An 11,156-nucleotide genomic window follows, 5' to 3' on the forward strand; every position below is an offset into this window, starting at 1 on the left:
AAAGCGCCAGTCGATCGCCCGCCCGAGCCGGACCAGCGCGTGGTGCGGGTCGACGATCTGATCAAGCCGAGCCCGGAACAGATCGCTCTGCCCGCTGTCCCGCCGCTCCTTCGGACGCATCGAAAAGCTCCCCGATCACCGATCCGGGAACCAGTGAATCACGCCCGCAGCGCCAACGCAATTTGCAAGTTTATCAGCCCAAATGACTCAATCCTGCAAAAGAAAAATCTCCGCCAACCATGATCCGGAAGCCTTTTCAAGGGCTTCCCAATTCTTCACGGGTGACGAAATCAGCACAGCTATCGGCGGGCACAGGACGCTGGTCGCTCAGTCGTAGCGCATAGGCGCTTGCCGATCCACGGCGTCACCCGCGGGCGGTGTATTCTCAGGGCGCGCGGGGTGCCGTCTTCGCCTCCTGCCAGAGCGCTTCCATGTCGTCGAGGCTGGTCTCTTCGAGCGTCGCGCCGGCCTCGAACAGCTTTCGCTCGATATAGGAGAACCGACTGCGGAATTTGCGCACGCAGCGGCGCAGCGCCTTTTCCGGGTCGATTTCATGGTGACGCGCCAGGTTGACGAGGCTGAAGAGAAGATCGCCCATCTCGTCCTCCAGGCGGTCGGCATCGCCAACGGCGACCTCGGAAAACTCCCGGACCTCCTCGGCGATCTTGTCGAGAATCGGCTCGGGCTCGCTCCAGTCGAAGCCAACGCGCGCCGCACGCTGCTGGATCTTGAGCGCCAGGGTCAAAGCGGGCAGGGCGGCGGTTAGGCCGTCGAGGTGCGACGGCTTCGCGGCGTTGCCATCGGCTTGCGCATCCGCGCCGTTGGCCGCAAGTCGCTGGGCCCGGAGCGCGGCTTTTTCCGCACGTTCCTCGGCCTTGATCCGCTCCCAAAGACCCGCGACCATGCCGGCATTGCGAGCTTCGACGTCGCCGAAGACGTGCGGATGGCGGCGGATCATCTTGCGCGTCACCGTCTCGACCACATCGGGAAAGGCAAACAGGCCGTCTTCCTCGGCCATTTGCGCGTGATAGACGACCTGGAGCAGCAGATCGCCGAGTTCGTCGCGCAGATCTTCGGGATTGCCGCGTTCGATGGCGTCGGCCACTTCGTAGGCTTCCTCAATCGTATAGGGGGCGATCGTCTCGAACGTCTGCTCGACATCCCAGGGACAGCCGCCGTCAGGATTGCGCAGAGCGGCCATGATCTCGACCAGCCGGCTGATGTCACGCGATGACTGCACCGTTCGAACTCCCGACAATTCCGAAAGCACTGGCTTGGACCAAGACGGTGACGCTTGCAAGCCGGCCCATCCAGAACCCGCGCGAACCGGTTTCAAAGCCAAGCCATGTGGCAGTCCCGATCATGGCCTTCGATGATTCGGACTTGGCGATCGAGCATCGACGGTGCGCCAATGTTTTTCGAACAAAACGGCACGCGCGACGGTTCAGTACCCCGGCGCGGAGCCGATCGAGTGCGCTTGGCGGCTGGATCGTGGGCGGCTCGGCGGCAAGATCCTGAGCAGACCCTGGGACATCGGCGCCATATAACCGAGGCTTCGCGCGCCCGATGGAAACTGAGTCCGCCGCACCGACAAAGCCTCTCGTCCATCCGTCAAAGGCCGATCGACCCGATACTGACCCTGACCCTGAGCCGGAGCCGGAGCCGGAGACAATGGTGAGGGCAGGCCAGCGCGATCTCGCAACCAGCATCCCTCAACTAACCCATACATCAAAGTTGCATAAGATAGATTATGGAACTGAATTTGATATCCATCCCGCGATTGCGGTGATCTCGTAAGCCTTTGATCGTTCGGATGAATCGCCGGAATGAGTGAGGCCTGCCAAGCGGTCCAGCGGGCCGACCAACTTTCGCCGGTCCGCACTCCGTGTTCGGCAAGGAGGCGCGGCAGATCGAACAGTTATGCGAGAAAGCCCGCGCATCGCGTTGATCTCAAACGCTTTCTATCCGCCGTCCTCGATGTCGAGAACCAGTCCGTCGTAGCCGGGCCGGATATGCGCAGGCAGTTCGCGGCACAGCGTGTCATAGTCCAGCGGCGTATGCATATGCGTGAACGTCGCGCCGGCAACACCGAAGACCTCGATCCAGCCGAGCGCCTGGTCGACCGACAGATGGCTCGGATGCGTGCGGTATTGCAGCGCGTCGATGACGACGTGGCGGCTGCCACGGATCGCGTCCACGGCCTCGGTCGGAAAGTCGCTCACGTCGGTGCAGTAGCTGAGATCGCCGATGCGAAAGCCGAGCGAATGAATGTCGCCGTGGATCTGTTCGAACGGCAGAAAGCGGATCGGCCCGCCGGCACCGTCGATCTCGAAGGGCCGGCCGGCGACGATCGGCACCCGTTCGGCGATCGGCGGATAGCCGCTGCCCGGCGCCTGGACGAAGCAGTAGCCGAAGGCGTCGAGCAGACGCGCGAACGTCGCCTCGTCGGCGTGGATCGGCATGCGGATCTTCTGGTTCTGGGCGAAGCTACGCACGTCGTCGATCCCGTGCACATGATCGGCATGGGGATGCGTGATGACCACGGCGTCGAGCGTTTCGACCTCTGCCGAGAGCATCTGCTGGCGAAAATCCGGGCCGCAGTCGATGGCGATCGTGGTCAGGCCGCCGTCCGCGCCGCGCCGCTGCACCAGCGCCGCCGGGCGTGTGCGCCGGTTTTTCGGGTTCGCTGGATCGCAGGCGCCCCAATCGCCGGTCGGCCGTGGCACGCCGGGCGACGAGGCGCACCCCAGGAGCACGAAACGCATCTTATCGGCCACCGGACCGCTCAGCCTCTTGGGTCCGGCACTTTGGAAAACAGCCGGAAGAAGTTGTCGGAGGTCTGGCGCGCGATCTCCTCGTAGGACACGCCTTTGGTCTCCGCCAGAACCTCGGCTGTCAACTTCGTATAGGCCGGCTCGTTGCGCTTGCCGCGATACGGCGGCGGCGCGAGATACGGCGCGTCCGTCTCCACCAGAAGACGGTCCATCGGCACGTCGGCGGCGATCGCTCGGATGTCTTCCGACCGCTTGAAGGTCAGGATGCCGGAAAAGGAAATCGTGCCGCCGAGCTCAAGGCCGGTTTCGGCAAGCGCGCGCCCCGAGGAAAAGCAATGCAGGATGAACGGGAACGATCCGACGGTACTTTCCTCGCGCAGGATCGCCGCCATGTCGTCGTCCGCCTCGCGCGCGTGGATCACCAGCGGCAGACCGGTCTCGCGCGCGGTATGGATGTGGCGGCGGAACACGACGGCCTGCGTGTCGTGTGGCGCCTTGTCGTAATGGTAGTCGAGGCCCGCCTCGCCGATCGCCACGATCTTCGGATGCGCGCTTAGCCGGATAAGTTCTTCGGTCGCGATGCCCGGTTCCTCGCCGGCATTGTGCGGATGCGTGCCGACGCTGGCATAAACCTCCTCGAAGCGCTCGGTGAGCGCGATCAGCCGGTCGAGCTGGCGCACCCGCGTGGAGATCGTCACCATGCGGCGCACGCCGGCCTCTCCGGCGCGCGCCACGAGATCTACCTCCTGCCCCTCGAAATCCGGAAAATCGAGATGGCAGTGGCTGTCGACCAAAAACGGCGCGGTCATGATGCCGCCGGTGTCTCGGGTTCGACGAAGCGCGGGAAGACCGCCCGCGGTGGCGGCAAGTCGCGTCCCGGCGCCAGCGCGACGTCCGGCGTCAGCTCGGTGAAGCTCCGTTCGGCGGTCGCGATGTTCAGGACATCCAGAAGCCGCCCCGCGCCTTCCGGCGCAAACGGCTGCAGCAGGACACCGATCCGGCGCAGCACCTCGGCCGTGACATAGAGCACCGTGTTCATCCGCCCGATATCGGTCTTGCGCAGCGCCCAGGGCTCCTGGACGGCGAAATAGCGATTGGCGTCCGAGACGACCTGGAACAGCGCGCCCAGCACCTGATGGATCTCCTGCCTGTCCATCATCAGGCGGGCGCGTTCGAGCAGGCCGCGCGCGGCGCCGAGCAGCGTTTCGTCGGCCTCCGTGAAGGCGCCCGGTTGCGGCACCCTGCCCTCGCAATGCTTGCCGATCATCGACAGCGAACGCTGCGCCAGATTGCCCAGGTCGTTGGCGAGATCGGAGTTGATGCGATTGACGATGGCCTCGTGCGAATAGCTGCCGTCCTGGCCGAACGGCACCTCACGTAAGAGGAAATAGCGCAGCGGGTCGAGGCCGTAGGTCTCGACCAGAGCGAACGGATCGATGACGTTGCCGACCGATTTCGACATCTTCTCTCCGCGATTGAAGAGAAAGCCGTGAGCGAAGACGCGCTTGGGCAGCTCGATGCCGGCCGACATCAGGAAGGCCGGCCAATAGACGGCGTGGAAGCGCACGATGTCCTTGCCGACCACGTGCAGGTCGGCTGGCCAGAAGTCGGTGCGCCCGCCCTCGCCTGCAAATCCCGTCGCGGTCCAGTAGTTGGTCAGCGCGTCGACCCAGACATACATGACGTGCTTTTCGTCGCCGGGCACCGGCACGCCCCAATCGAAGGTGGTGCGCGAAATCGACAGATCCTTCAGCCCCGAGCGCACGAAGGACATCACCTCGTTGCGTCGCTCGTTCGGTCCGATGAAGTCCGGCTCGGACTCGTAGAGCTGCAAGAGCCGGTCCTGGAAGGCCGAGAGGCGGAAGAAATAGCTTTCCTCCTCGTTCCATTCGACGGGCGAACCCAGCGGTTCGCGGCGAACGCCGTCCTCGCCGACGGTGGTCTCGGATTCGTCGAAATACGCCTCCTGGCGCACCGAATACCAGCCGCTGTAACGATCCAGATAGATGTCGCCATTGGCCGCCATGCGCCGCCAGATCTCCTGGCACGCCGCCTCGTGCCGCGCCTCGGTGGTGCGAATGAAGTCGTCGTTCGAACAGCCGAGGGACGCCAGCATGTCCTTGAAGATCGCCGAGTTGCGATCGGCCAGCGCCAGCGGCGTCAATCCTTCCGCCTGCGCCGTCTGCTGCATCTTCAGTCCGTGCTCGTCGGTGCCGGAGAGAAAGAAGACATCATATCCGTCCAGCCGCTTGAAACGCGCCAGCGCATCGGACGCGATCGCCGTGTAGGCGTGCCCGATATGCGGCTTGCCGTTGGGATAGAAAATCGGCGTCGTGAGATAAAAGCGTTCGGGCATCGGTCTTCGTGATTTCATCTGGAGGCTATCGAGGTCACATAGGCCATCCTGCCGGTCGCCTCAATGCGCGATCTAGGCGGCCGACGATCCCATCTCGCTGCGGAGCGCGAAGAATCCCAGGAAGAAGGTCAGCAGCGCCTGTTTACGATCGAGATTGTAGGCGGCCGCCGTCGCGAAGCGTTCGCTTTCCGACTGCCAATAGGCCGCCAAGCGGGCTGCAGCAGGCTTCTGCCCGGCCGCAAGCCGCGCCTCTGCCAGCTCCGCCACGAGCTTGAGCACGAGCTCGATGGTCAGTTCGTAGGCCGACTCCCGGCCTTTCAGCACCAGCGCGTCGGCCAGACCCTGAATCTCGTGCCAGTCCGGCTCGCCGTGATCGAGAAGCGCGCGAACGCGGGCTTCCACCTCGATGGCACCGCTCGCGGCGAAGCTGATCGCCTTGCGTGCGCTGCCTTGGGCGAGATCGACGGCGCTGCCGATCTCGCTCGCGGCGAGCTGCAGTGGCAGGCCCTCCAGGATGCGCGACAGATCGGGCGGATCCAGCGGCGCGAACCGCAGCGTGCGGCAGCGCGACCGGATGGTCGGCAGCAGTCGTCCCGGCGCATGGTTGGTGATCAGGATGATCGAGCGGGCCGGCGGCTCCTCGAGAATCTTCAACAGCGCGTTGGCGGCGTTGCGGTTCATGTCGTCGGCGGGATCGACGATGGCGACACGCCAGCCGCCGCCCGCGGTGGTCGAATGAAAGAATCGATTGAGGCGGCGCACCTCGTCGACCGTGATGGCGGTCTTGAAACCGCTGCCCCGATCGGCCGGCGGCCGCGTGATGTGGAGGACGTTGGGATGGCTGTCCTGGGCAATCTGGCGGGCGATCGCCTCGCTCTGGGCTGCATCGCCGCCGCCTGCCGGCGCCACCAGAGCCCGGGCGAAGGCGAAGGCGGCCGTCGCCTTGCCCACGCCGCGCGGTCCCTGGAACAGCCAGGCATGGTGCAGCCGACCGTCGCGGCGCGCGGCCAGAAGCTCGTCCCATTGGGGACGGTGGCCGATCAGTTGCGGCGTTGCCGCGGGGGATGGAACGCCTTCCAGCGTATCGTGCTGCTCGGGCCCCTGGATTGGCGTCAGGCTCATGGCTGCTGCCCGACGCCGTCGCTCTCGGCGATGCGTTCATCCGCCAGCGCCGCGATCTCGGCCGCGATCCGATCGACCGGCTTTCGCGCGTCGACGACCACGCAGCGAGCAGGCTCCTCGCGAGCGATCTCAAGAAAAGCCTGTCGGCGGGCCTCATGGATCGCCACGTCCTCTTTTTCGAAGCGGTCGGCCGCCTCCGTTTTGCGGCGAGCCGTCGCCCGGGCCAGCCCTTCCTCAGCCGGAATGTCCAGGATGATGGTGAGATCGGGATAGACGCCGTCGAGAACGGCGCGCTCGAGCGAGCGCAGAAGTGACGGCTCCACGGACTCCGCGAGCCCCTGATAGACACGAGTGGAGTCGTGGAAACGATCGCTGATGACGATCGCGCCTTCACGCAGGGCGGGCGCGATCAGCCGCGCCACGTGATCGGCGCGGGCGGCTGCAAAAAGCACGGCTTCCGCCCCTGCCCCCAAGGCTTCCGCTGCGCCCGACAGGATCACGTAGCGCAACGCGTCGGCCCCCGGCGAGCCGCCCGGTTCTCGGGTCGTCACCACGGTTCGGCCCTTGGCGCGCAGATGTTCGGCGAGCCGTTCGATCTGGGTGGTCTTGCCGCTCCCCTCGCCGCCTTCGAATGTGATGAAGAAGCCGCCCAACAGCCCCGATGTCCCGTTGTCTCTCACCGTGGCTTCAGAACATCTTCAGCCAACCGAAAGCAAGTTCCCCAGCGGCATCCAGTGCCCTTTCCGAGAACGTGCCCGTCGCCACGTCGGCCGCGGCGTAGAGCGGCGCATTCAGGCTGAGCCGCCCGTCGATACGGATTTCGAGCTCCGCCACCTTGTCGCCCTTTGCCACCGGCGCCTTCAACGGACCGACATATTTGACCTGGGCGCTGACGCTCTCCGGCGAATCGAGCGGCACCAGCGCCATGATCGGCTGATCCGAGGCCAGCGGGACGCTGGCCCTGGTACCGCCGAAAATCGCCGCAGAGCCGACGACGTCGCCGGCCGCGAACAGATTCTGACGACGGAAAGCCTGGTTAGCCCATTCCAGGAGCCTTTTGGATTCCTCCGCGCGGTCACCGGCGGAGGCCAGGCCGCTCACGACGAGAAATGTCGAGCGGCCGTTGCGATGGGTGACCCCGACCAGCGAATAGCCCGAGGCTTCGGTGTAGCCCGTTCCCATCCCGTCGGCACCGATATCCATCGAAAGAAGCGGATTCCGATTGCGCTGGAAAATCTTGTTCCATTCGAAGGAAGGCTCGCCGTAGATCGCATAAAGCTGCCGATGGCTCGCTTCGATATGTCTCGCCAGGACGGCCAGATCGCGCGCCGTCGCCTCCTGGCCTTCGGCCGGAAGCCCGGTTGGATTGACGAAGTGCGAATGCGTCAAGCCCAGTTCGGCAGCGCGCGCGTTCATCAGCTTCGCAAAGCTCTCCTCCGAGCCTGCCATGCCCTCGGCGATGATGATGGCGGCGTCGTTGGCTCCCTGCACGATCGCGCCACGGATGAGGGCTTCGATCGGCACTTCGGACCGGAGCTCGGCGAACATCGTCGCGGCTCCCGAGGGGGCGCCGCCGGTGCGCCAGGCATGGGTGCTGACGGGAAAGGTCTGATCGAGACGGAATTCGCCCGCATCCAGCGCCTCGAACAGGATCTCCATGGTCATCAGCTTGGCGAGCGAGGCCGGCTCGAACGGTGTGTCGGCGTTCTTTTCAAACAGCACGGCGCCGCTTTCGCCATCGAGAACGATCGCTTCCTGCGCGCTGGTTTCGACCGGCTGTTTGGCGGTGTCGTCCTGCGCCAGGCTGCAGCCTGGCCAGGACACGGCCAGGATCGCCGCCAACGCGGCGGCAGAGCGCAGAAACCGGTGGGGAATAAAGACAAGAGGCGGCATCGCTCGGTTCTACACTGGAATGCCGCACAAAAGACAGCCCGATGGTCCTGCGATCCAATCGCGGGACGGCTCGTCGCCCGCAGGATCGTTCCGAGGCCGGGAAGGCCCGGCTCCGACGTCAGTCGTGAACGACGAAGGCGTCCTCAGCTCCGGCCGCCCAAAGCGCGCGCAGAACGCCGTCGACATCTGTATCCACAGCGCACTGAAGCGTCAGCGACACGGCCTGGCCGGCCGGTTCCGCGACGATGCGGCCTTGGCCCGACGCCGCTGCCATCACCCGTTCGCGGAGCTCGGAGCTCTCGATCACACCGATGGCGATGCGTTCGCCGCCCGGCGCCGCCGCAAAGGCGTTGACTGCCGCCGCGGCGCCACCCGGCGAAGGCTGCGCAGCAAACGCCGCGACCATACGATCGCGCGGCAGCGGAATCGGCGCGCTGGTCGGCAGCGGCGCGATCATCGCACCCACGGCGGCCGCGGCGCGACCCTGATTCTGAATGGCATCGAGAGGACGAACGCCCGGCAGAGCGGGCTTGGTGCCGGCAAATGCGTTGGCTGCGGCGGGCATCGAGGGCGCGTCGGCACTCGCCACCATCACGGCATCGTCGGTGCCCTGCACGTCCGGCCCGGGTCGGTAGGAAGCCAGCAGCATCTGCGTATCGTCGCCCTCGACAGGGGCACGACCGACATAGTCGAGCTCGACCTTGGCCGTTCCAGCAGATTTGAAGTCCAGGAGATCAGCCACGCGGGACGACAGATCGACCAGTCGGCCATCGGCGAACGGCCCGCGGTCGTTGATCCGCACCATCACCGAACGGCCGTTTTCCACATTGGTGACGCGGGCGTAGGACGGCAACGGAAAGGTCGGATGGGCGCCCGACAAACCGTTCATGTCGTAGATTTCACCGTTGGCGGTGAGGCGGCCGTGGAAGTTCGGGCCGTACCAGGACGCCGTCCCGACTTTGGAATAGTTCGGCTCTTCCTTGGGGTAATACCATTTGCCGCGCACCTTGTAGGGCTTGCCGACATGCGACCGCCCTCCCCCTTTTCGCACACTGGCCAATGTCGTGACGCGCGGACTTGCGGGAACGCCATACGATTTGGCCGAGAACTTCACGGTGGTCTCGATGGAGGCCTGCTCCTCGGTCTGCACAGCCGATTCAGACTGGCATCCTGCCAACGCCGCCAGGGCAGCGATCAGACAGGCTCCAGCGACGGCGTTGCCACGCACGATCGTCAGGTCTGACAAAGACATTCCGGAACGGTATCCCCTCACGCTGCGAACGGCGGCATTTTGTCGGGACGATATCCCCGTCGTCCCGTGCCTTGACCGCTCTTAAAGCCGGCTATTCCCGTGAGATCAACACAGGATAGATCGCCGCATCGCGCACATAAGGCCGGCCACCGCTTGACTGTTGCGGCTGCGCATCAGGCCAATGTGGCATGCCGCAAGCCCGTGACGGGCATTTTCGACCGCAGTATCAAGCAGGAATCGACGAGAAGGAAGCGATTGGAGAGATTCCGTAGGGTTCTACTGCCGTAAGGTCACCCAAGCGGCCACAAGCCATTCGAGGCTTCGGACCACAGATTTTGCCCTAAAGATGCCCAAATTTCGCCACGATTAAAACTCGGCGGGCGCGGTAACTTTTTGTTACATTCGCTGGACTGCCCAGGTTTTTCAGCCGGTTGGGCGACGTGCTGTTCGGCTCGCAGCAAATTCGACGCTTGACCGTTTACGACGGCATCGGGCGACGGGCGCGGCTGGAACGGCTTGCACGAGCCCCGCCGTACCGGCTAGAGCATCGCCATAACGGATGGGTGGCCGAGCGGTTGAAGGCACCGGTCTTGAAATTCGCTCACGGGCGTCCCGGCTGGTGCCTCCCCGTCCCGCAAAGCCCTGGAAATTCCGGCTTTTGACGAGCGAACGTCCCCGCCCATCCGTCATCAATCCAGTTGCTGCTACCGAATTCGGTAGCAAAATGGTAGCAAGACGTTCGCTGAATGTTCTGGCAGCAAAAAACAACAACCAGATGCTGGAATGACTGCGGCTATTCCTGAACAGGAGCCGGCGGGAACACACTAGGCGGAGATGGACTAGCTGCGACAACTGGGAAGGCTCTGCGATGCTCGAAGATGTCAATAAGCAAGCCATGGAGCTTTCGGATTGTCGCCTGATCCGTGGCCCACCCCTCCGGAGAATAAGCGAGTTCCTCTATCTCCTTCTTGTCTTGGGGATACCCGAGTGCTCTCGCGATCTGCGACACCAGATCGATGAACGCGTCATCTCTCTCTTTCCAGAACGATTCGTCGGCAACCCCTGGCATTGAACGCCGAGACAGTAGTCGAATGTATCCTTTATAGGCAGTAAGCACCGCTTCTTCGTCGCTGAAATAGACCTGGATGAGGTTCAGGGCGGCCACATGCTCAGCATCAAGCTGGAAACGGCGGGTCTTCATAAGGCTCGCAAATATCTCAGCCTTTTGCCTCGTTCTTGAGGCAGCCTGCTCCTCCTGCCGAGACACTCGAACTGCACGGATTGGCCCGTAATAGACGGCCCATGCTGTAATAATAAGTATTCCAATGCTGACAATATCTTTGGCCTGAAAAGTCCAGAAATCCGCATTGTTCATTCGAGTTCTCGGAGTTTTTGAAGACGAACATTTACCCGTCCCAAGGGAGTCTGCACTTCAAAATAGGGTCGAGAAAGGAAATCCGCAGCAAGGTTTATGTTAACCTCATAAGAAGATCCGCCCTGTGGAGCTGTTTGCCCTTGAACGACCGTCACCCCCGCCGGTATACTGACTTTTACTGATCCAGAGTAACTGCCATCAGCATTGGCGTTGTAGCGTCCATCGAACAAGACCGGCCCTGCATCTGCTCCGACGAGGAGCCCATCCCGAAGGATGAATAGTGAAATGCCATTGCCGCCAGAGCCGGTAAAAAAACCTGCGTAGAAGCCATTGATGCTAGCCATCCCTCCCTCCCTTGTTGGATGGTGACCCAGAAGATCAGAG

Annotated in this window: 10 protein-coding genes; all 10 read right to left on the bottom strand. The window is 63.6% G+C overall.

Annotation, left to right across the window (positions count from 1 at the left end; genetic code table 11):
* Nucleotides 1–385 precede the first annotated feature (385 nt).
* A complete protein-coding gene (gene mazG / locus SMD10_RS22065) occupies nucleotides 386–1,240 on the bottom strand; it encodes a nucleoside triphosphate pyrophosphohydrolase (RefSeq protein WP_331687908.1) in 855 nt (284 codons plus the stop codon).
* 721 nt (nucleotides 1,241–1,961) lie between these two features.
* A complete protein-coding gene (locus tag SMD10_RS22070; protein ID WP_331687909.1) occupies nucleotides 1,962–2,777 on the bottom strand; it encodes an MBL fold metallo-hydrolase in 816 nt (271 codons plus the stop codon).
* A gap of 8 nt (nucleotides 2,778–2,785) precedes the next feature.
* The gene (locus SMD10_RS22075) at nucleotides 2,786–3,583 is read right to left on the bottom strand and encodes a TatD family hydrolase (RefSeq protein ID WP_331687910.1); all 798 of its coding nucleotides are present in this window, start codon (nucleotides 3,581–3,583) and stop codon (nucleotides 2,786–2,788) included.
* Nucleotides 3,580–5,130 (bottom strand): methionine--tRNA ligase, encoded by a 1,551-nt coding sequence (metG, locus tag SMD10_RS22080; protein WP_331687911.1) that lies wholly within the window; start codon nucleotides 5,128–5,130, stop codon nucleotides 3,580–3,582. The genes SMD10_RS22075 and metG overlap by 4 nt, the downstream gene beginning before the upstream one ends.
* Nucleotides 5,131–5,202: 72 nt before the next feature.
* Nucleotides 5,203–6,252 carry a DNA polymerase III subunit delta' gene (locus tag SMD10_RS22085; protein ID WP_331687912.1) on the bottom strand — a complete coding sequence of 350 codons (1,050 nt, stop codon included), beginning with the start codon at nucleotides 6,250–6,252 and terminating at the stop codon, nucleotides 5,203–5,205.
* Nucleotides 6,249–6,905, bottom strand: coding sequence for a dTMP kinase (gene tmk, locus SMD10_RS22090; protein ID WP_331687940.1), 657 nt, complete (start codon nucleotides 6,903–6,905; stop codon nucleotides 6,249–6,251). Before tmk ends, SMD10_RS22085 begins: the two co-directional genes overlap by 4 nt.
* A gap of 34 nt (nucleotides 6,906–6,939) precedes the next feature.
* A complete protein-coding gene (locus SMD10_RS22095) occupies nucleotides 6,940–8,145 on the bottom strand; it encodes a D-alanyl-D-alanine carboxypeptidase family protein (protein WP_331687913.1) in 1,206 nt (401 codons plus the stop codon).
* 118 nt (nucleotides 8,146–8,263) lie between these two features.
* Nucleotides 8,264–9,397 (bottom strand): septal ring lytic transglycosylase RlpA family protein, encoded by a 1,134-nt coding sequence (locus SMD10_RS22100; RefSeq protein WP_331687914.1) that lies wholly within the window; start codon nucleotides 9,395–9,397, stop codon nucleotides 8,264–8,266.
* A 793-nt stretch (nucleotides 9,398–10,190) separates the two neighbouring features.
* Nucleotides 10,191–10,772: a DUF6680 family protein gene (locus tag SMD10_RS22105; protein ID WP_331687915.1), complete on the bottom strand. Its 582-nt coding sequence runs from the start codon at nucleotides 10,770–10,772 to the stop codon at nucleotides 10,191–10,193.
* Complete coding sequence (locus SMD10_RS22110) at nucleotides 10,769–11,116, bottom strand: hypothetical protein (protein WP_331687916.1); 348 nt, start codon at nucleotides 11,114–11,116, stop codon at nucleotides 10,769–10,771. Before SMD10_RS22110 ends, SMD10_RS22105 begins: the two co-directional genes overlap by 4 nt.
* Between the last annotated feature and the right edge of the window lie 40 nt (nucleotides 11,117–11,156).

Origin of the sequence: Consotaella aegiceratis (genome assembly GCF_036541425.1) — a bacterium.
GTDB lineage: Bacteria > Pseudomonadota > Alphaproteobacteria > Rhizobiales > Rhizobiaceae > Consotaella > Consotaella aegiceratis.

Bases quoted from the DNA above. Each gene is read 5' to 3' on its own strand.
- metG (WP_331687911.1), bottom strand. From the start codon at position 5,130: ATGCCCGAACGCTTTTATCTCACGACGCCGATTTTCTATCCCAACGGC.
- SMD10_RS22085 (WP_331687912.1), bottom strand. From the start codon at position 6,252: ATGAGCCTGACGCCAATCCAGGGGCCCGAGCAGCACGATACGCTGGAA.
- SMD10_RS22110 (WP_331687916.1), bottom strand. From the start codon at position 11,116: ATGGCTAGCATCAATGGCTTCTACGCAGGTTTTTTTACCGGCTCTGGC.
- SMD10_RS22105 (WP_331687915.1), bottom strand. From the start codon at position 10,772: ATGAACAATGCGGATTTCTGGACTTTTCAGGCCAAAGATATTGTCAGC.
- SMD10_RS22100 (WP_331687914.1), bottom strand. From the start codon at position 9,397: ATGTCTTTGTCAGACCTGACGATCGTGCGTGGCAACGCCGTCGCTGGA.
- SMD10_RS22075 (WP_331687910.1), bottom strand. From the start codon at position 3,583: ATGACCGCGCCGTTTTTGGTCGACAGCCACTGCCATCTCGATTTTCCG.
- SMD10_RS22095 (WP_331687913.1), bottom strand. From the start codon at position 8,145: ATGCCGCCTCTTGTCTTTATTCCCCACCGGTTTCTGCGCTCTGCCGCC.